The following is a 21,360-nucleotide window of genomic DNA, read 5'->3' on the forward strand; positions in this document are numbered from 1 at the left end:
CCTTGGTTCCAGGGCTATGACGATTGCCGCAGGCAGTTCATGTACGCGGATCGTCGGACGAATAATCTTCGGACACGACCCAGATGGCGTCGAGTTCACGTCCGTAACCGGCATAGTCCATTCCGTAGCCGACGACGAAGTCGGGTGCGATCTCCCGGCCTACGTAGTCGATCACGAGTTTTTCCTTGTGGGAATCGGGCTTGCTCAGAAGAGCGGCGATGGTGACGCTCGCGGGATTGAGTCCGCTGATGTGCTTGATGAGTTCCACGATCGTCGTGCCGGAATCGATGATGTCTTCGACGATGAGGACGTGGCGGTTCTCGATTTCGGGAAGGACGCTTTCGACGTTCAGCGTGCCGCTGCTCCGCATGGCCGGGCCATAGCTCGACGCGCGGAGCACTTCGATGACGCAGGGAATGCGCAGGCGGCGCACGAGGTCGGATGCGAAGATCATCGCACCCTTGAGAATGACGAGGACGGTAAGTTCCTTGCCCGCATAGGCACTGTTGATACGTCCGGCGATCGCTCCCACGAGCTCGTCGATTTCATGCTTGTGGATGTACGGCCGGAACGTACGGTCGTGCACACGTATGGTCTGTTCGGTCATGAGCTCGGAAGGGTTCTGATATGATTCATGCGATGGCAAGACGAAGAATGCGTGTGGTGGTGGACGAAACCTTGTGCAGATCCGAAATCCGTAGGCCGACGATCCACAGGATGCCTTCCCGGTCACAAACCACCGTTTGCAACGATCGTCGTGAATGGGGGATCCGGGCATTGGTGAGCATGTCGGAAACGAGGGCGGTGCCATCGAGGCCGAGCGGCCGGAACCGGTCGCCATCCTGCCAGGTACGCCACGCCAGATCTCCACGCACGGTGTCGGCGTCGAGATAGGCCTCCGAGGGATCCGGTGAGAGGCGTATCTCGGATGCCGGGACCATGTCCACACGTAGCGTCCGGGAACCGACAACATACGTGGCTCCGGGCACTATCGCAACATGGATGGGGCGCCCGGCGGTATCGTCTTCGACGAAGAGGATCGTATCCCGTTCCCGCAAGGCCACGAGGTTACGTCCTATGCTGGCCCTGCTGCCGGTCTCTGCGTCGACGAGGGTCATGATCCGTTCCGTGCCATCCCTGTCCGGTGGATGACCGGGAACGACGCGACGAAGGACGTAACGGAGCACTTCGACCCGTAACGCCGTACTGCAACGACGGAGAACGTCGAGCCGTAGTCCTGCCGTCGTGCCGTCGACGATGGTCGCTTCGCGAGCGATGGGCTGTACGGCGTCCATGACGATGGACCTGGCTTCGCGGAGGAGTCCGGCCGATCGCGCCATGGCTGTGGTAACGTCGGTACCGAGAACGGATCGTACGGCCGGCATGACGTGATGCCGCAGGCGATTCCTCAGGAAGTGGTCTTCGTCGTTGCTCGAATCGGTACGCCAGGCGAGGTTCCGTGCGTGGACGTATTCCTCGAGTGCGGTCCTTGTGACATCGATGAGCGGGCGGAGCACCGTCAGACCCGAGGGCATGACCCGCATGGGCGGAATGCCGGCTAGACCGGTGATGCCGCTGCCGCGGGCAAGGTGCATGAGTAGTGTTTCGGCGACGTCGTCGGCCGTGTGGGCCAGAAGGATACGCTGGGCACCGATCGACCGCGCCACATCGTCGAAGGCTTCGTAGCGGGCGCGCCGTGCGGCGTCTTCGGGACCGTTGGCATCGTCGTAGAACGACGCCGGGTCGACCTTCCGGAGATGGAACGGAATGCCAAGCGCATGGCAGACGTCTTCCACGAAAGATGCGTCGCCTCGCGATTCCTCGCCGCGCAGACCATGATCGACGTGGACGACGTGTAGATCCATAGCGCAGTCATGCCGTACGGCATGCGCGATGTCCAGCAGCGCTACCGAGTCCAGGCCGCCGCTGACACCTGCCAGTACCGTCGTATCGGTGCAGTGATGCAGGGTAAGGAAGCTCCGCATCGATCGATGCATCTGCGTGACATGTTCCATCATACCGGCAACGGGCGGGCCGTCAATTCCGTCTGATCCAGGTCGTCGGCGTATCTGAGCAGGCGCTCGGAAATTTCTTCGTAGGTCTCGTAGCGCACGACGTCCTGCCGTGCGAGCGAGTTGTTGGGCAGGCCCTTGAGATAGCCGCCGTAATGCTTGCGGAACTCGTGGACGGCGCGTCGCAACGGTTTCCACTCGAGTTCGAGGCGGAGATGTTCGAGGCAGACGTCGATCCGCTCACGGTGCGATACCGGTGCCGGCATGGTTCCCGTGCGCATGTATTCCTTGGCCTGGTTGAAGACGAAGGGATTGCCGATGGCGGCACGGCCGATCATCACGGCATCCGCACCCGTTTCCGCGAATGCGCGGCGTACGTCTTCCGGTGTCTGGACGTCTCCGTTGAGGATGACGGGAATGTTCACGACCTGCTTGATGCGTGGAATCCACGTCCAGTCCGCGTCGCCGCTATGGCCCTGGTCGCGGGTCCTGCAGTGGACGGTCAGGGCGGCCGCACCAGCATCCTCGAGCATGCGCGCCACGTCGAGAATGACGATTTCGTCGGGTGACCATCCGAGACGGGTCTTGACCGTGACGGGCAGCTTGACGTTGTCGACCAGCGCGCGCGTCATCTCGGCCATCTTCGGCGGATCCTTGAGCAGGGCGGCACCTGCGTTACGTGCCACGACGTTCTTGACCCAGCAACCACAGTTGATGTCGATGAAGTCGGGTCCGGATTCTTCGGCCCGCTGGGCCGCTTCGATCATCACGGGGATGTCGCCACCGAAGATCTGGATGGACACAGGATGTTCTTCGTCGGCCAGCCGCAGTTTCTCCATCGACCGGCGTGCGTCACGTATCAGACCATCGCTCGAGATGAATTCCGTATAGACGATATCCGCCCCGTACCGTTTGCAGATCACACGGAAGGGGAGGTCGGTCACATCCTCCATGGGTGCCAGGAGCAGACCTTGTTCGACGTCGACAGTACCGATTCGCATGGTACGAAAATACGAAGGGATGCCGAGGCGCGAGGTCTCCGCGAATCCCTAATTCACGCCGGTTATTGTGCTTCCCGATACGGAAACGGAACGGTCCGGTCGGTGTCGTTACGGTTGTCGGTGCTTTTCACAGTTGTTCTATCGATGCCATGGAGATGCGATATGGGCCGCTTCCTCACACTATGCATCCTGGTCGGAATGACAGGTATCGTCACGGATGGTCACGCAGGCGGTGGGCATGACGATCGGGTCCGGAAACTTCAGCCCGGAATCGACACCTTGCCGCCGCAATTCGTCCGAACGGAGCAGGCCTGCGGCGTATGGAACTACGTCGCAACCGAAGTCCGGAACCTGCCCGACCCACCGAACGCCATTCCACGCGAAACGGATCAGATCGACAGAGGCATCGCTTCGGTCGGCTTCACGGACCTTCCCGCGCCGGTCAACGTGCGTCTCATGCTGGTGACGGATCAGTCGTTTCCCTCCACGCCATCGTACAAGTCCTTCACGTTCAGCATTTCGCTCGTCGATCCTTCGAAGGAAGGTCGGGCCATTCTCGTGGTACGCGACTTCGCGAACAATCTGCGTATCGATACCGTGAACATCAGGCCGGCGGCACCGGCCGTTTCGTCGGCACGTGTCGACTACGGCATCGTGCGCGCCGGTACGAGGGAACGCCGATCCGTCGCTGTCCGGAACACGTCTGCGCAGCCCACGGTGATCACGGATATGAGGATACGCGGCAACGGACCGTTCGCCATCGCGAATCCGCCTGTCTTGCCCTATACGATCCCGCCGTCTGGAACGTTCGACGTCCAGCTGGACTATGCGCCGGTGCGCGGTACGACCGCCGAGGATCACGCTGCTCTCGTCGTCGAATCGCAGTGCGGGAATACGACGTCCGAGATCAGAGGGGTGGTGGGTCTTGCCCTCCTGGACGTCGAGGACTGGGCCGTGGGAGATGTCCGGGCGGATGAGCGGGTCTGCAAGCCGGGCGGTCTGCGCATCGTCAACAACGGAAACATGCCGGTAACGATCACCGGGTTCGACATCGGGAATCCGAACGTCACGTTATCGACACCCACCGTTCCACCTCTGCCGATCGAAGTGCTGCCGGGCGCGGAAATTCACGTGCAGGACCTGTGCTACGGTCGTACGACGGTCGGCAAGGATACGGCGTCGGTTCGCGTGCAGTCGGATGCCCAGGGTGACGATCTGACGTGCGTCGTTACCGGTCGTGTTGTGACGTCCATCGAAGAGGATTCCGATGTCATGGCTCCGTGGGTACGGTATGTGGCGGCGTCCGAGACGCTCGACGTGACGTGCGACGACGGTCGGGCCCGCGTCGTCGTGGTAGACGTGCGCGGACGCCTCCTGCATACGATGCCGATCACACCGCCGCTGACGCAGGTGGATGCCCGGACCTTTCCCGGGGGTACGGTGATCGTCACCATCGATTCCGCAAGGGGCAGGCGAACGGTCGCGGTTCCGATCCTTCGCTGAGTCCCGACTCCATGTCCGTGGCATGTCCGCCCGACAGGGTGCGGCATGCCATGGTCATTCGTGGTCCCGTCGGATGACGGTCAGTGTCCTGCCGCCGATGGTTCCATCGGGAGCGGGCGCCCGGCCAGCATCCGGAAGCGTATGACGTAGGCCACGGCGGCAGTCATGAGGCCGACCAGATATCCGATCCATATCCCGCCGGGACCCATGCCGAGCGTGAAGGCGCACAGATAGCTCACCGGCAGGGAGATACAGCCATAGGCCACCAGGGATAGCAGCGTGGGAACGCGTACGTCTGCCATGCCGCGCAGGATACCGAGGCCGACGCATTGCACGCCGTCGAACAACTGGAACATTCCGGCGAAGACGAGCAGGTGCGAAGCCAGGTCGATGACCTCCGGATCGGTACTGTACCAGGTAGGCAACCAATGGCGGAGCGTCAGGAAGACGATGGCGGTCACGACGTTGTATCCGAGGACGAGCAGGAGGGCGGCCTTGCCGGCGCTCTTCAGGTTGTCGCGGTCCTGGAGACCTCTGAAATGGCTGATACGAATCGTAGCGGCGCTGCCGATGCCCAGGGCTACCATGAACGTGAAGCCCGCCAGATTCATCGCCACCTGGTGTGCGGCCAGGGATACGGCGCCGAGCCAGCCCATCATCACTGCGCCGAGCGCGAAGGCCGCGATTTCGAGCACGATCTGCCCGGCGATGGGAAATCCCATATCGAACGATTCCTTCAGATGCCGTAATGGCGTATGAATCGTGGAACGCAGGGCGGCGCGCAGACGCAGGAAGAATGGAGAGGACATGAATATCCACAGGACGATGGCCACCATGAGCACCCTGCTCAGGAAGGTTGCCAGTCCGGCCCCTGCGGCGCCCATGGCCGGCATGCCGAAGTTGCCGTAGATGAAGACCCAGTTCAGGGCCACGTTCGTGAGATTGCCCGCGATACTCACGATCAGTGCCACGCGCGTATTGCTCATCGCCTCGGCCGTCTGCTTGAAGAGGCCGAAGCCTATCCGGGGCAGGATGCTCAATACGATCCAGATGTAGAACGGACGTGCCAGCACGACGACGTCGGCCGGGGCGCCGAAACGGTCCAGGAACAGGGACAGCATGAGGAGGACGGTCGTGATCAGGACGGCCATGCCGCCCGAAACGATACTGCCGGACTTCACCTGCCGGGCCATGTCGACCATATCGCGGCGTGCATAGGCCGTACCGGCGAGTGGCGTGATGGCGATCGTGAAACCCACGGCGAACAGGAGGCCGATGATCGTGATGCTGTTCCCGAGGGTCACGGCCGCCAGGGGCAGTGTTCCTACGCGGCCCACCATGATGGTGTCGGCGGCCACCGTCACCATGTCGCTCACCTGGGAGATCGCGACGGGCATGGCGAGGCGGACGAGAGGCCGTAACTGGGACATCGGGACTTCCTGCGGGATGAGAGGGGTGGGGAATACCGGTTCGCGTGACCGGTCGAGGACGAACGAAAAGCAATGTTCGTGCCGTCCCCGATTCCATGGGCTGCCGCCCCGATTGCAGGGTTCGTGCTACCGGTTTTCGCCGTAATTTGCAAGGCCTCGTTCCCGCAACTCCACTTCCAACCCCTAACGACCGCATACGCGCATGGCCCGTTTTGGACTGTTCTCCAATGATGTCGGTATCGACCTTGGTACTGCAAACACCCTGATCTGGCAGAAAGGCAAAGGGATCGTGCTCAATGAGCCGACCATCGTGGCCTTCGATCGTACGACGAAGCACATCATTTCGATAGGCCGGGAAGCGCAGGAAATGGTGGGGCGTACGCACCGGGAAATCAAGACGATACGTCCCTTGAAGGACGGCGTCATCTCCGACTTCGAAATCGCCGAAGGCATGCTGCGGGCCTTCATCCGTAAACTGTCGAGTTCATGGCAGCCCGCGCGTCGTATGGTGATCTGCGTTCCGTCCGGCATCACCGAGGTGGAAAAACGCGCCGTACGGGATTCTGCGGAACACGCCGGCGCCAAGGAAGTCCACCTCATCGCCGAACCCATGGCCGCCGCCATCGGTGTGGGCCTCGACGTCCACGAACCGATGGGGAACATGATCGTGGATATCGGCGGGGGAACGACGGAGATCGCCGTCATCGCCCTGTCCGGTATCGTTGCCGACGAATCGATCCGTATCGCAGGCGACGAGCTCACGAGCTCCATCGTCAACTACTTCAAACGCCAGCACAACATCCTTATCGGCGATCGTACGGCGGAGATCATCAAGTGCCATGTGGGCTCGGCCTTCCCGCTCGACGAAGAGCTGGAGATCGAAGTCAAGGGCCGTGACATGGTGAGCGGCATCCCCCGCTCCATCATCATCTCGAGCGAGGAGATCCGCGAGGCTCTCAACGAGAACGTCACCGTCATCGTCGAAGCCGTCCTCAACCTCCTCGAAAAGACGCCGCCTGAACTTTCGGCGGATATCTACGATCGTGGCATCATCCTCACGGGCGGTGGCGCCCTGTTGAAGGGACTCGACGAGCGTCTGCGCCGCGAGACGAAGCTGCCGGTCCATGTAGCCGAAGACCCGCTCACGGCCGTCGTGCGCGGCACCGGCAAGGTTCTCGAAGATCTCAGTGGATACTCGAACGTCCTGATCAAGTCGAAGCGCTACTGATGCAGCGGTTCATCGCATTCGTCGTCCGCTTCAAGAACTACATCGCCCTCTGTGCGCTGGTGGTGATGAGCTTCGCCATGATGAGCTTCGGCAGCCTGTCGCAGCTCGGCGGGTTCCGCGCCGTCGTCGTAGGCTCCATCGGGTGGTTGCAGAGCTTGTTCGCCTGGATTCCGAATCCGGTGGCGCTGAAGAGCGAGAATCTTGCCCTGCGCGAACTCAATCTCCAGTTGTCGGTGGAAAGTGCGCGAAGCCGCCAGGCCATGGTGGAGAACGCCACGCTGCGCCGCATGCTGGAACTTCCGAAGCTGACGGAGTATCGACTGATCGCCGCCGACGTGGTAGGGAAGACGACGACACAGTTGCGGAACTACGCCACCATCAACAAGGGCGGCGCCGATGGCCTCAAGGAAGGCATGTGCTGTATCACCGATGCAGGCCTGGTGGGACTGATCATCGGTGTGTCGGATCATTATGCCGTGGTCCAGCTCCTGCTCAACCGCGATACGCGGGTGGCGGCGAAGGTCCAGCGTTCCCGCGTCGATGGCATCATCGCCTGGGAAGGCGAGACGTATCTGACGCTGAAGAACATTCCGAAGTCGTTCGATGTCCAGGCTGGCGACGTCGTCCTTACGTCCAACTACAGCAGCCGGTATCCGGCGAACCTCGTCATCGGCCGCCTTACACAGGTCGAGGACGAGAACAATTCGCTCTTCCGCCGCGTGGTGGTGGAGCCCGCCGTGAATTTCGCGACGCTGGAACAGGTCTTCATCGTCGAGTATATTCCGAATACCGAACGGCTGGAGCTGGAGCATGCGACGGACGAGCGGATGCGCCAGCGCTCACAACAACGATAGGCTCTTCCGATCATGAATGTACTGTTCGATAGGACTCAGTTCGCGACCAATCCGGCCCTGCGCTTCGTGGCATATGCCGTCGTCGCCATGGTGCTGTCCGTCATTCACGTCGTCTTCCTTCGGTTCGTCGCCGTCAGCAGCGTCACACCCGATCTCCTGCTGATCCTCACGGTCTGGATCGCTTTGGTCGAAGGTCAGTTCGTCGGTATGTTTGCCGGGTTCGCCAGTGGTATCCTGTTCGATATCGTATCGGCCGACGTACTCGGCAGTAATGCACTCGCCAAGACGGTGGCGGCCTTCGTGGCCGGCTATTTCTGGAGGGAAGGGTTCGCCATGCAGACGATCGGAAGCTATCGCTTCCTGCTGATCGTGGCGCTGTGCGGGGGATTGCACAACGTGCTCTACTTCTTCTTCTACGTCAAGCCGATGCAGATCTCGTTCCCCATGTTTTTTCTGACGTACGGCGTGGCCACGACGCTGTACACCACCGTTGCCGCCGTCTTCCCGATGCTCTACGTCAACAGGAAGAAGGAGTGGTAGGAAGGTTCCGTAACGAGGGCCCGTCACCACGATTCGCAACACGTTTCCCGTTGGTTCCGCATGTATCTAAGCAAACTTGAAATGGTCGGCTTCAAGAGCTTCGCTCACAAGACCGAGCTGAGCTTTACCGACGGCGTCACGTCCATCGTAGGGCCGAACGGTTGCGGGAAGTCGAACATCGTCGACGCCATCCGCTGGGTGCTGGGCGAGCAGAAGTCGTCCACCCTCCGTGCCGATTCCATGGATCAGGTGATCTTCAACGGCTCGAAGACGCGCAAGCCGCTCGGCATGGCCGAAGTGTCCCTGACGATCGAGAACAACAAGCAGATACTCCCCACGGAGTATTCGCAGGTGACGATCACACGGCGCCTGTTCCGGAACGGAGACAGCCAGTATCTGCTGAACAAGACGCAGTGCCGTCTCCGCGACATCGTCGATCTCTTCATGGATACCGGAATGGGCTCCGATGCCTACTCGGTGATCGAGCTGAAGATGATCGAGACGATCCTCAGCGACAAGGCCGACGAACGCCGCCACCTGTTCGAGGAAGCCGCAGGCGTCACGAAGTACAAGGCTCGCCGCCGCGAGGCACAGCGCAAGCTCGAAGCCGCCGAACGCGATATCGCACGCGTACAGGACATCGTCCGCGAAGTGCAGAAGACGGTGAACTCGCTCGCACGCCAGGCCGAGAAGGCTCGTCAGCACCAGGAATTGTCGACGCGTCTGCGTGAGCTGGACAGGTTGCTCTTCGCCTTCGAATATCTCGACGAATACATGGCCCTGAAGCAGTTCGAGGCCCGTATCACGGATATCCGCAAACGTCGCGAAGAAGCCGAAGCCACGCTGCAGAGCGGAGAAGCCGCAGTGGTGACGACGGAGGCCGAACATCAGGCACGTGAAGTGGAACTGCGGACCGCGCTCGAAGCCGAAGGCAATGTGCGTTCGGCCCTGGGCGAAGTGCAGCAGCAGGTCTCTCTGCTCGAAGAGCGTCGCGCCGCCACGCAACGTGCACTGGACAGACTGGAACGCGAACAGAACGAGTCGCAGTCGCAGCAGTTGAGCACGTCCGAAGAACTCCGCAGCGTGCGTGAACGCCTCGAGGCGATCCGCGTCGAAGTCGAGGTGGCCCAGCAGGATGCCGGCGGACAGAAGCAGCGCGTGCATGAGATGAACGAAGGCATGCATGCGGCCCGCCAGGAAGCGTCGTCACGACGTGAAGCATTGAATCAGGCCCGCCAGGTCCTGGCGGAAGAACGTAATCAGGCCGACAGGTTCCGCATCCAGGCCGAAGGGCTTCAACGTCGTCTCCGCGACAACGAAAGCCAGCAGACGGTGGCCGCCGAGCGCCTGCGTCAGGTGGAGGAGCAGAGTATCCGCGAACGCGAGGATCTGCCCGCACTGGACGCTCAGCTCGCAGAAGCTGAACAGCGCCAGCATTCCGAAGAAGAACGTCAACAGCGCCTGCGTACCGAGCAGGAAGGTCTGCAGCAGGAGTCGGAAGGGCTCCGCGCCCAGGCCGCCCATAGCAAGGCGTCCCTCGAATTCCTGATCGGCCTCGTCGACACGACCGAAAGCAGCAAGTTCCTGATGTCGACGCCGGAGTGGACGCCGTCGGGCGAGAAACTCACGCTGGCCGAAGTGCTGAATACGGCCGAAGATCTGCGTGTGGCCATCGAAGCGGCGTTGGGCGAATCCGCCCGCTACTTCGTCGTCGCCAATCGCCAGGAAGCCAATCAGGCAATCGGCGCACTTGCCCGGAACAACGTCGGCAAGGCTACGTTCCTCTGCCGTGACGCAGTACCCGATCTCGGCGCTCCGCCGCAGTTGCCTCAGGTCGATGGTATCATGGGCTGGGCGAGCGAGCTGGTGCGTACCGACGACGCTCTCCGTGGTGCCGTCCGCGGCATCCTTGGTCGTACCGTCGTCGTCCGTACGGTGGAAGACGCATGGCGCGCCATCGAACAGACGCCGGCGGATGCTGCCGTGACGCTGGCCGGTGAGATCGTGCATCGGGCCGGTGCCGTCCGTGGCGGCTCGGTGTCGAAGACGGAAGGTGTCCGTGTCGGACGCCGTGAACGCATCGAACAGCTTCGTGGTGAGGTCGCCCGGCTCGAGGAGCGTATCGGCGAGATCGACGAACGCCTGCGCGAGATCAAGCAGGAGTTGTCGACGATCGACCTGCGCCGACTCGCCGACGACGTGCGCCGGATCGCCCTGATCCGCAACGACCGGATCCAGAAGCTCCAGGCCCTGCAGGGACGTATCGACGATATCTCGTCGCAGCGCGAGATGCTCGAGGAAGAGGCCGCAGGCTTCCGTGCGGAACTCGAAGGCGTACAACAACAGGGTGCCGAAGCCGAACGTGCCATCACGGCCACGGCCGAAGGTGTGGCCCAGCTCGAACAGGACGTCCATGCATCGCAGCAGGAACTGCTGGCCGCAGAAAGCAGACTCAACGAAGCGACGGCCGATATGCGTGCCGCCGAAATCCACGTCGTACGCCTGAACGGTGAACGGCAGACACTCGAAAGCGATGAAGCCCGGTTGTCGACGCAGAGCCTGACCATCGACCAGCGCCGTGAACAACGCGATCACGAGCGGACGGAATTCGGCCAGCAGCTCGAGCAATTCGCCGTCGAACGTGATCACATGGCAGGTCAGGCGGAGAAACTCGTCGTCCATCTGGCGGAATCGCGTGCCGCACGCGAAGCGCTCGAACTCACGGTGCGCGAATGCTCGGCTGCCTTCCATGCGGCCGGCGATGCCGTACGCGCGCAACGCAAGGTCGTCGACAACGTCACGCAGGAACTCCACGAAGCCGATCTCCGCTTCAACGAAGTGCGTCTGCGCGTCGAAGCACTGGTACGACGTGCCACCGAAGAACTCGATATCGCGGTTCCCGACGAGCCAGTCCAGCCCGAATCCGAGCACAGTCCGGACGATCTGAGACTGCAGGTCCAGGAGCTGCGCCGCAAGCTCACGACGATGGGGAACGTCAACTTCCTCGCACTCGAAGAGCACGAACGCGAAGCCGAACGCCTCGAGTTCCTGACGAAGCAACTGACGGACCTGCTCGACAGCCAGAAGACGTTGACGGAGACGATCGCCGAAATCAATCTGACGGCCCGTGAGCAGTTCACGAATACCTTCATCAGGATCCGCGAGAACTTCATCACGCTGTTCAAGGTCCTGTTCACCGAGGACGACGAAGCCGATCTCATGATGGTGGACGATGCCGACCCGCTCGAATGCAAGGTCGACATCGTGGCCAAACCTCGCGGCAAGCGTCCGCACAGCATCGAAATGCTGTCGGGTGGCGAGAAGACGCTCACGGCCATCGCCCTGCTCTTCGCCATCTATCTCGTCAAGCCGAGCCCCTTCTGTATCCTCGATGAAGTGGACGCCCCGCTCGACGACGCGAACATCGACCGCTATCTGAAGATCATCCGGAGGTTCGCCGAGAACACGCAGTTCCTGATGATCACGCACAATAAAAAGACCATGGAAGCCGCCGATACACTATACGGCGTCACGATGGAGGAGCCGGCAGTGTCGAAGCTCGTCAGCGTCCAGTTGTCGGGCGACTCGCCGCGCAAGTCCGCAGCCTGATGTTCAACTACACATTCCCGAGAGTATGATGATCAAACGTTTGTCTGTCCTGATGCTGGTGGCCGTACTGGCCGTCTGTATCGTGCCGGAGACGAAGGCAGGGGACGCGGAACAGGTCGTCCTGAACGAAACGCTCGACGGTTCGTTCGGCAAGGTATGGAGAGCCGTGAAGCGCGCGATGGAAGTGCATGGCTGCGGCAAACCCCAGACGGAGAAGGTGATCGAGCCGGCCGAAGAAGGCGGGCTGTACAAGGGTATCTACATTTCGGATTTCTGCATCCTGGCGACGGGAGAGGACACGACGCGTGACGTGCTGGAGCGCTATGGCGACATTCCCCGCATCCGCGGCGGTATGTGGATCAGTGGCCGTATCCAGTACAAGATCAACATCCGCGAAGAAGCGCAGAACAAGACGAAGATCACGCTGAAGGCCGAACTCTCGGGATTCGAGGAGTTCATCACCAATCAGGTGCACTTCTGGACGTCGAACGGCTTGCTCGAGCGCGAGATGATGGCTGCGATCGTCAAGTATTCGAACGAGGAAATACAGAAGGCCGGTTCTACCGACGAATGAAGTCGTACTGAGCCACCTTGATGTCGAATTCGGTACCGGGAGCGTAGTCCAGAGCCATTTCCTTCAGAAGTGGCTCCTGGACCCGTACCGTGGCCCAGCATCCGCCGTGGAACTTCACGACCTCGGCATCATAGAGTTCCTTGCCGTTCATCGAAACCCGGTAGGTCTGTCCGGGTTCGAAGGAATCCTTGGGCATCTTTTCATGGACGGGCTTCATTTCTTTTCCTCGTAGTTCAATGTGGTCTACACGAGCCGCGCATGCAGTTGCGCCGCGGCCCTGGCGGCATGCGTCCTGGGCAGCATCAGGCGTGCCGTATGATCGCCCGGCTGCAATACCAGTCCGAAGGCTTCGGTCACACCCAGTTCGCGGATCGTCGTACCTGCCGCTTCGAGCCAGGCGGCCGCAGGGGCGAAGACGACCGACACCGTCACATGATTGTCGGCCGGGTCCATGTCGTCGCGCAGGACGACGATGGGATCGCACGACGATGCCTCGGCGGCGATGATGGTCTGATCTCCATCGGGTTCGGCCGCACCGGCGATGCGGATCGGAATGCCGGCCTGTTCCGCAGGATCGATCATGGTGGGGTAGAGGAGCTTGACTCCTTCCTCGGCAGCGATGCGCGCCTGCACGTAGGAGAGGCGGGGCCGCGACGCCGTCCCTTCGCAGATCTGGGGATCTCCGCTCCGGATACCGGCTACGTCCGTCCAGATCACGATTTCTTCCGCGTCGAGCAACGATCCCAGCAGCGATGCGGTGAGGTTGGAGCTTTCCTTGCCCATCGTCGTCGTGGCGCCATGTTCCGCACGTCCTACGTAACCCTGGATCAGGACGACGCGATGGGCGTCCAGTACAGGCCACAGTGTCTGGCGTACGCGTACGCGGGTCTTGTCCACCAGCGGCCGAGCGGCGCCGTGCTGGCCGTCGGTTTCGATGACGTCCCGTGCATCCACACCGGCGACGTCGATGCCACGTGATCCAAGGACGTGCCGTGCGATGTGCAGGGCCATGTATTCGCCGTAGGACAGGATGCCGTCGAGCGTCCGTGGTGTGAGCTGACGTGTGATGGAGACACCCGTCAGGGTATTCGTGAGTTCCGTACGGCAGCCTTCGAGCAGGACGTCCAGTGCCTCGCGTACGGAGGGGGAGGGAATGAGTCCCTTCATCAACGTCCTGTGGTCGTTCACCACATGATCCAGGCGTTCGCGCGCATCGTCGAGCTGCCCTTTGACGGCCAGGCGTGCTGTGTATTCCAGGTCGCGTGTGGCGGTGGAAAAGGCCGATACGACGACGAGGATACGTTCATCCGCATGGCGCTGGAGGATATCGGACATCTGCCGGAAACCTTCCGGGCCGCGGAGCACCGCTCCGCCGAATTTCATGACCTTCATGGCACAAAGGTACGGAACTTGACGGGCCGGATGCAGGCGGTATCCGGGGCAGAAGCGGCAGCCCGGCGACCGAACCGCCGCGTACAGGAGTTTTCCAGATACGGAAAAACTTAACAAATCCAGTTGCAGCATCCGGTTAAGCCCCTTATATTTGCAGTTCTCAGAGAATTCCAACGCTCATTCGAGGCCGAAATGGCAAAGACCCAATCGTTCGGTGACAAGACCAAGAAGGGTAAAACCGAACAGAAGATCAACGTGAAGGTCATCAAGGCGTTCCGCTCCGACAAGGGTACCGTGAAGTACATGGAGCGCTTCGTCAAGATTGATGATGCTGGCCAAATCGACAAGATCGACATCACGAGGTAATAGCATGAAGAAGGGTATCCACCCCGCATACAAGACCATCGACGTGGTCATGACGGACGGGTCGACGTTCCAGACGCGCTCCTGCTTCAAGGGTGAACGCATGGTACTGGAAATCGACTCGAAGTCGCATCCGTTCTATACGGGCAAGCAGATGCTCGTCGATACGGCCGGTCGTGTCGAGCGCTTCAACAAGCGCTTCGAGAAGACGAAGGCCATCAAGGATGCAAAAACGAAGTAAACTCCAGGAGACATGAACGTGGCAGCACCACACAATCCGAATACGATCAATTCGCCGTTTCGTCAGAAGCGCAACCAGCCCAAGAAGCGCGTGAACCCGCTCAAGAAGTCGAGAATGATCGACTATCTCGACGGCAAGTTCCTGAGCCGCTTCACGAACGACCAAGGCAAGATCCTGCCCCGCCGCATCACTGGTGTGACGGCTCTGCAGCAGCGCCGCCTGGCCATGGCCATCAAGTATGCCCGTCATCTGGCCATCGTTCCGTTCGTCGCCCAGGATACGCGCTGATTGTTCGTTTGTCGGTGTACCGTGACGGTAAGATACCGTGCGAAGCGCCGACACGAAGTGAAATCCGGAAGTCTGGGGAAAGCCGTATCACTGATCGTGGTACGGCTTTCGTAGTTGATATAGGACGGTCCGAATTCGATCGGTGTATGAGAATAGGAAGGTTCCGGAGCAGGTAGTGTTGCTCAGGGTACGGGAATGCTGTGCGGATCGGATTATTATTATTTCTGGAGGAATGGATATGCGAATGGTCGCCTGCGTATTGCTGATATGCTGTTGTCTCGGTGTTTCGAGTTGTTCGTCATCGAGTACGAGCCCGTCGAAATCGGATACATCGGCGAATACGGGATCAGGCTCAGGAAGCCACGAGAGCAAGGCTACACAATGTACGGCAAGGACAAAAAAGGGAGACCGCTGCAAGAATATGACAACCAATCCGAGCGGACGCTGTTATCAGCACGACTGACTTGCCGATTCCATGTAATGACGTGAAAGGCCCGGGAATGGGGCCTTTCGTATGTGTTGTTTGTATCGTCGATAGCTGCTATTGTACCCGGATCGTGTTTCGATGCGTCGATGTCAAGGATCGGTAGGCATCCGACTACGACCCGATCACCATCCTCGTCTTCGGATAGAAGTGACTCCATGAATGCCAGTAGTCGATCCACGGCTGGATACGTTCCACCTTGCCAACGCTGTAGGTCCTGGCAGGATCGGGCATGCGGACGACGATGGTTCCCGTGCCGCCGTCGATATGTACAGGTAGTCCGCTCCGCGTCCGTCCGATGGCGAGGCCCTTGCCCTCCGTATCGCGGATGCATTCGGTGACGGAGATGGAATCGGGGACGATCCATGCACGGACGTGCTGTTCGGTGGCGGCATCGACGAAGACGGTCTTTCCACCGAGCGTATCGATCGTGATGATGCCCTGGCGATGCGTCGTGAGCAGCGGATAGGCCGCGGCCGAATCGTCGATGACGATGCCGACGACGCGCGTCATGTCACCGAGGGTCGACGACGTGTCCGCACGTCGCGCATAGCCACTCATCCTGCCGAGCTTCTTCTCGCTCGCCTTGTCCGGCTGGAGGACGAGGAGGTTGCCGCGTTCGCGGTAGGCATCGCCGATATACTTCTGGTCGAAGGGAATATCCTTCAGCGTCATCCCTGCACGCGGACCCGTCACGCATTCACCCGTGGCCTGATACCACCATGACTTCGTGCTGACGTCCTCGAACATGGCATTGTAGTGATTCGCGCCCACGAGACGGAAGGTCTCCACCTTGCCGTCGATGACCGGCGAGTAGACGCGTCCCGTATGGCACATCGTACAGTACGTCACCATGATCGGCGTACCGCCGCACGTATCGATCACCTTGTGATGATAGGCGATGAGGTCGACGGGATAGGCCTTCGTCTGTCCGTTGATCGTGACGATGATGGCAACCGTACTGTCGTCGGCCGGCCTTGCATCGGCGAATTGCCGTTCGACGGGCTCGGTGAACATGGCCTCGGCGCTCATCGATGTGGCGACCATTCCGTGGATGCCCGTCGCAACGAGAAGGAGAACGATCAGTGTCGTCTTGCCGTACCAGCGGCCGTTCTTCCAGATGGCCGGCACGGCGAGGAAGAGACACAGCAGGCCGAGTCCGATGAGGAACCATCGCCACGTATGGATGGGATAGGCGATATGGACGACGTCGAGGTCCTGTGCGCCGGGTACGATGGGCATGAGGAGCAGAACGGAGGAGAGCGGAGGCGTCAGGACGAGCAGCCATCCGAGAATGAGCAGGAGCCAGCGGTAGCGTTTGATCATACGGACAACATACGGCAATCGGACCTCATCCGTATGGAGGCGGGGAATCGGAATACATGAACCCTGTCATGCACAATGGCATGGCTCGCGTCGCCCGCGGTGTCGTCAGTATCGTTTCCTGCGGTTGCGGACGTAGTCGACCATCAGATCCTTGCCCAGTCCATCGAGGCCGGTATAGAAGGCACGGCCCTTGTTGGCCTTCGTCAGGTCCTCGATGAACTTGACGAGCCAGGAATCGCTCGCTACCATGAAGGTCGATATGGCGATGCCATCCCGGCGGCAGGCCACGGCTTCGTCGAGTGTCTTGTTCACGATCATGGGATCGAGGCCCCATGAATTCTTGTAGATCGTGCCGTTCTCCATGGTGAGGGCCGACGGCTTGCCATCGGTGACCATGAATATCTGCTTGTTCGTGCCCCGCATGCGCTTCAGCAGTTGGCGGGCAAGACGCAGCCCGGCCCGCGTATTGGTATGGAACGGCCCCACCTGGATGTAGGGGATATCGCGCACCGATACACGCTGTGCTTCGTCGCCGAAGAGGATGACGTCGAGCGAGTCCTTCGGATACCTGGTCTTGATGAGCTCGGCAAGGGCGAGGGCGACCTGTTTCGCCGGTGTGATGCGGTCCTCGCCGTAGAGGATCATCGAGTGGGATACGTCGATCATCAGCACGGTAGCGCACGACGTCTGATACTCCGTTTCGTAGACGCGGATGTCGTCCTCGCGAAGGTCCGGACCATCGATGTTGCCCGTGCGCTTGAAGAGGTTCGTCATCGTCTGCGTGACGTCGATGTTTCCCGCCTGATCGCCGAAGGCATAGTCCCGCGTATCGGGCGTACGCTCCACGCCCTGACCGTTGGAAGGCGCATCGTGGTTTCCGATGTCCGACTTCTTCAATGAACGGAATATCTCGTCCAGGGCATCCGTGCGCATGCGCCGCTCCGCGGCAGCCGTCGGACGGAGTGTGCCATCGTCGTTCATCTCGAGCATGCCGTCGTTCCGTAGGGCGGCGATGAAGTCGTCCATCGACATCGTCGTCATCAGGCCGTACTCTTCGTTCAGTTCGCGCAGCAGGTCCAATGCCTGTTCGGCATCGCCCGAAACCTGCAGCAGGATGTAGGAGAACAGACCGAGCATGCGCTCGAGTTCCTGTTCGGCAGTCGATGAACGTTCGGTCCAGCGGGAATAGATGATCATGGCGATCGGAACATGAATGGGGATGCTGAATGACGGTTCACGCAGAGGGCAAATTGCGAAGAAGTATCGGTCGTTGATCCGCGCGCACGATCCACTCCTTGCCGTGAGTTCGACGAACGTCGGTGGTGGATAATACGGACGACCGGTTTCGGATATCCTTGATAAATTGTTCGATGATCAAAACCCTCATGACCCTCGCTGCAGTGTGCTGCTTTGTCACCGGAGCGCGTGCCGAAATGGATTCCGTCTGCACCGTCCGCTACGAAGGTGGCGTCACGGTACGGAACGAGAGCAGTAGTTACGGCACCACGTCCGTGCTGATCCAGCCAACCATACTCCCGGCCGTCCATCGTACGGCTTCCATGGCTGTCTACGAAGGCTCTGTGGTCCTGAAGCACGGTTCGGTCGATCTCGGTTTCGTTCGCAGGGATGGACCCGGTCCCGGGTGCCAGTTCATGGGAACGACGTCCGAAGACGGACGGGGGACGATGCGTATCGAAGTCGATGCGAGTGCCTCCACTCCCGTCATCACGGTACGCCTGACGGTCGATACGAAGCCACGGGAAGGAGTGATCAAGAAGTGCGATGGCGAGCTCGGGACGACCTGGTACGAGCACTGGTTCTATCAGTACAAGGCCTCGTACGGTAACGGGCAGGATACGTTCAGGTATTCGGAGTTCGCTTCGCAGAACGAATGGTATCACCGGCAGGAAACCATGCGTACGCAGTATCACGACGGTACCACGTTGTGGACGGTGGAGTCCGGCACGGCGGTCGATGTGAGGATCGGTGCCTCGCCGAGAGTCGTTCTCTCACCGTCACGGACGATTCCGTTGATTCCCGGAGTCACGGTACCGACGACCTGGCGCGCCACCATTCTGTATGGTCATGACACGACGGCGATACGTTCCGCGGTCCTTGTCGTACGAGACAAGCAGTACTCGATGACCGCCGATGGCCCGACGTCGTTCAGCGTCGAGGATGTCGATGTCGCAGGCGAAGCCACATGGCAGGATACCGCCGTGTCCGTGAGCGTGCGTGCCGAGATGAACGACAGCAGCATTCTTGACGACAGCTACTGGATCCCGTTCGTGAAGCAGCCTGCCTGGCTTGCGGGCGATGCCGTGATCACGCGAGGAGATACCGAATCACCGGACTATGTCCGTTACGATGTGGAGAGGGGAATCCTTGGTGGAGCGACGTCACTGGCGATGAAGAAGAAGACGGTTACCTTCTACGATCGTGGCAACGTCCAGCCCGTTCTTGGATCGGCGTGCGGATTCGGCGGTGACGTCATGACGAGCGCTACGGGTGGCTCGTTCCACAACGAGAACGGATGGAACGGTATCGGCGGTTCGAAGGACGACATCTTCACCATATCGATGAATCTTCCGGACAGGGTCGAATTCCACATGCCGGTCATCACGTTGTTCAGGCTAGGCGACAGGAAGCTGGAACTCGCCTACTATGCGGACCCTTCCGAAGGTGCTACGGAAACGGCGATCGTACAACGGTCTCTCGGCTCGCTGTTCGGTTCGATGCTGGACAGTATCGAGCCGATGGTGACACCGGCCGAAATGGAAATGATAAAGGATGTGAATATCGATGCGAAGTACGATGCGACGCTGAGGATGAGGGCCTACTTCGAGCGTACGGCGATCGATACGGTCAGCCCCGGTGATGCGTCCGATATGAATATCGAGTACCGTCTCAAGGCGAACGGGTCGGTCGACGTCAACGACTACGTTACGCTGCATGCGATGACCGGTGCCGACGTCACGTGGGCAGGGGTCTTCGGAACGGACAGTATCCGTATGAACGAGGTCGAAGGTGGATCCGATCGTTCGCTGGTCGTGGATGTTCTGGGCGAACTGACTACCGTGGCCACCGAATCGGCACATGTCATGGCAGGTCTGACACCCATCGTGCAACGTCCTGTTCGTGACGCCATACCTGCGATGCTGCTGAGCGAGAACGAACGCCTGATGGTCGCCTTCCGTCAGCGAGGCAGTGCACGTCCCGTCGTATCCACCGCGTCGATCGGAACGCGTGCCCTGGTATGGGCCGGACGGGAGGAAGGAACGGGCAAACCTGTCGTGGCGATAGGCATCCAGGCGAAGTCGTCGCCTTATGTCAAGCGGCTCGACATTCCGTCTGCCGCCTTCGCGCACCGTCCGTCCGCTGTCTTCGATGGTCAGAACAGGCTGATGGTCGTGTGGGAGTCCGCACCGACCGTTCCGGTTTCGCCCAGGCTGGTAGACGTCAAGGCCTTCCTTCCGTCGATCGGTCTTCGATGGGCCGTCATCGATGCGGAGAAGCAGATCATCGTCGACTCAGGGGTGATCGACGCATCGTCCGCCGTACAGCCTCAGCTGCATGCCGATGCGGACGGTTCGGTCCATGCATTCTGGAAATCGACGGGTATCACGTCGGCCATCATGCACGCGGTATGGAACGGCAGTACATGGTCGACACCTCGGTCCGTCGTGACCGGCGTCGCATCGCTGACGTCGTGGAATGCGGCCGTGCGGAGTGGGGATCAAGGTATCGTCACGTGGATCGCGGATGCCACGGCCTTCAGCTCCGTACCGGGTTCGGGAACGTGGTCGTCACCGCGGAATCACGGCCCTGCACGGAGCGTCGTACCTCTCCTGATGGAAGATGGCAAGCGCACAGTCGTCCTCAGCATATCCGGGCGTGTCGCCATGGCGGATCACGATCAGCCAGCGTCGATCCGTCAGTTCGGCAACGATGAACTCGGTCCCGCGTTTGCGCATGCACAGGCGCGGATGAATGGCGACGTGCTGATGCTCGGTGCGATGCGTGGGGATGGCTTCGTCGTTGCACGGCACGACGGCGCCACGACAACGATCCTGTCCGACCTTCTGCCTCCCGTCGAGGAATATGTGCGGTGGGGCAGCATCCGCTGGGCAGATGACGGAACGATCGACTACGGCATGGCGACGGTCACCGACAACACCGTAGCCGGGGATGAAGCGATGGTTCTACTCGGCCGTGCCTACCTCGGCAATACGACGAGCGTGATCGATATCGATACACGTTCCGCGAGCGGTGGATACGATGTGAGCCCAGGGCATCGCCTCGCCTTCGCTTCATCCGCCGGTACGTACGAGTGGTATGACGTCATGGGGCGGAGGGTCCACCGTATGGACGTGGTGGAAGGAACGTCACCGATATGTCCGGAGCTTGCCGTCGGCACGTACTTCGTCGCTGGTCCTGGATACAGGGGAGCGGTCCTCGTCCGATGAAAATTCCCCTGGGATTCCTCGCAAAAACATTTGAAAATCTGACCGTTGC

Annotated in this window: 18 protein-coding genes; 10 read left to right on the forward strand and 8 right to left on the reverse strand. The window is 60.5% G+C overall.

The annotated features are described in order from the left end of the window. Positions 1-37 precede the first annotated feature (37 nt). Genes BGO89_01020 through BGO89_01030 form a run of 3 tightly spaced genes read right to left on the reverse strand, consistent with a single transcriptional unit; the run spans position 38 to position 3,013 of the window. Entirely contained in the window at positions 38-607 is a 570-nt protein-coding gene (locus BGO89_01020; GenBank protein OJX61200.1) for a hypoxanthine phosphoribosyltransferase, read from the reverse strand. Positions 608-632: 25 nt separating this feature from the next. Next, a complete protein-coding gene (locus tag BGO89_01025; protein OJX61201.1) occupies positions 633-2,018 on the reverse strand; it encodes a tRNA lysidine(34) synthetase TilS in 1,386 nt (461 codons plus the stop codon). Then, positions 2,015-3,013, reverse strand: a complete 999-nt coding sequence (locus BGO89_01030) for a tRNA dihydrouridine synthase DusB (GenBank protein ID OJX61202.1) — start codon at positions 3,011-3,013, stop codon at positions 2,015-2,017. Before BGO89_01030 ends, BGO89_01025 begins: the two co-directional genes overlap by 4 nt. A gap of 162 nt (positions 3,014-3,175) precedes the next feature. Between BGO89_01030 and BGO89_01035 the strand changes: the two genes are divergently transcribed. Next, on the forward strand, positions 3,176-4,516 hold the full coding sequence (locus BGO89_01035; protein ID OJX61203.1) for a hypothetical protein: 1,341 nt from the start codon (positions 3,176-3,178) through the stop codon (positions 4,514-4,516). Positions 4,517-4,596: 80 nt separating this feature from the next. Here BGO89_01035 and BGO89_01040 read toward each other — a convergent pair whose 3' ends face one another. Beyond that, entirely contained in the window at positions 4,597-5,946 is a 1,350-nt protein-coding gene (locus tag BGO89_01040; protein ID OJX61204.1) for a hypothetical protein, read from the reverse strand. A 202-nt stretch (positions 5,947-6,148) separates the two neighbouring features. Here BGO89_01040 and BGO89_01045 point away from each other — a divergent pair, with 202 nt between their 5' ends. From BGO89_01045 to BGO89_01065, 5 genes are all read left to right on the forward strand, one after another. After that, on the forward strand, positions 6,149-7,174 hold the full coding sequence (locus BGO89_01045; protein OJX61205.1) for a rod shape-determining protein: 1,026 nt from the start codon (positions 6,149-6,151) through the stop codon (positions 7,172-7,174). Further along, positions 7,174-8,028, forward strand: coding sequence for a rod shape-determining protein MreC (locus tag BGO89_01050; protein OJX61206.1), 855 nt, complete (start codon positions 7,174-7,176; stop codon positions 8,026-8,028). The genes BGO89_01045 and BGO89_01050 overlap by 1 nt, the downstream gene beginning before the upstream one ends. A gap of 12 nt (positions 8,029-8,040) precedes the next feature. Then, positions 8,041-8,568, forward strand: coding sequence for a rod shape-determining protein MreD (locus tag BGO89_01055; GenBank protein OJX61207.1), 528 nt, complete (start codon positions 8,041-8,043; stop codon positions 8,566-8,568). Positions 8,569-8,649: 81 nt separating this feature from the next. Beyond that, positions 8,650-12,177 carry a chromosome segregation protein SMC gene (locus BGO89_01060; protein ID OJX61208.1) on the forward strand — a complete coding sequence of 1,176 codons (3,528 nt, stop codon included), beginning with the start codon at positions 8,650-8,652 and terminating at the stop codon, positions 12,175-12,177. Positions 12,178-12,202: 25 nt separating this feature from the next. Next, on the forward strand, positions 12,203-12,751 hold the full coding sequence (locus BGO89_01065) for a hypothetical protein (protein OJX61209.1): 549 nt from the start codon (positions 12,203-12,205) through the stop codon (positions 12,749-12,751). Here the strand turns inward: BGO89_01065 and BGO89_01070 are convergent. After that, entirely contained in the window at positions 12,738-12,968 is a 231-nt protein-coding gene (locus BGO89_01070; GenBank protein ID OJX61210.1) for a hypothetical protein, read from the reverse strand. The genes BGO89_01065 and BGO89_01070 overlap by 14 nt on opposite strands. A 26-nt stretch (positions 12,969-12,994) precedes the next feature. Next, positions 12,995-14,143: a hypothetical protein gene (locus BGO89_01075; protein ID OJX61211.1), complete on the reverse strand. Its 1,149-nt coding sequence runs from the start codon at positions 14,141-14,143 to the stop codon at positions 12,995-12,997. A 370-nt stretch (positions 14,144-14,513) separates the two neighbouring features. Here BGO89_01075 and BGO89_01080 point away from each other — a divergent pair, with 370 nt between their 5' ends. The 3 genes from BGO89_01080 (at position 14,514) to BGO89_01090 (ending at position 15,524) form a co-directional block, all read left to right on the forward strand. Beyond that, positions 14,514-14,747, forward strand: a complete 234-nt coding sequence (locus tag BGO89_01080; protein OJX61212.1) for a 50S ribosomal protein L31 — start codon at positions 14,514-14,516, stop codon at positions 14,745-14,747. 45 nt (positions 14,748-14,792) lie between these two features. Beyond that, positions 14,793-15,035 carry a 30S ribosomal protein S18 gene (locus BGO89_01085; GenBank protein OJX61364.1) on the forward strand — a complete coding sequence of 81 codons (243 nt, stop codon included), beginning with the start codon at positions 14,793-14,795 and terminating at the stop codon, positions 15,033-15,035. A 267-nt stretch (positions 15,036-15,302) separates the two neighbouring features. After that, the gene (locus BGO89_01090; protein OJX61213.1) at positions 15,303-15,524 is read left to right on the forward strand and encodes a hypothetical protein; all 222 of its coding nucleotides are present in this window, start codon (positions 15,303-15,305) and stop codon (positions 15,522-15,524) included. A 109-nt stretch (positions 15,525-15,633) separates the two neighbouring features. Here BGO89_01090 and BGO89_01095 read toward each other — a convergent pair whose 3' ends face one another. After that, complete coding sequence (locus tag BGO89_01095; protein OJX61214.1) at positions 15,634-16,845, reverse strand: hypothetical protein; 1,212 nt, start codon at positions 16,843-16,845, stop codon at positions 15,634-15,636. Between the two features lie 105 nt (positions 16,846-16,950). Further along, positions 16,951-18,042, reverse strand: a complete 1,092-nt coding sequence (locus BGO89_01100) for a hypothetical protein (GenBank protein ID OJX61215.1) — start codon at positions 18,040-18,042, stop codon at positions 16,951-16,953. A gap of 236 nt (positions 18,043-18,278) precedes the next feature. Between BGO89_01100 and BGO89_01105 the strand changes: the two genes are divergently transcribed. Then, complete coding sequence (locus BGO89_01105) at positions 18,279-21,311, forward strand: hypothetical protein (GenBank protein ID OJX61216.1); 3,033 nt, start codon at positions 18,279-18,281, stop codon at positions 21,309-21,311. Positions 21,312-21,360: the final 49 nt, after the last annotated feature.

The sequence above is a fragment of the Candidatus Kapaibacterium thiocyanatum genome, assembly GCA_001899175.1.
In the GTDB taxonomy this organism is placed as follows: domain Bacteria; phylum Bacteroidota; class Ignavibacteria; order Kapaibacteriales; family Kapaibacteriaceae; genus Kapaibacterium; species Kapaibacterium thiocyanatum.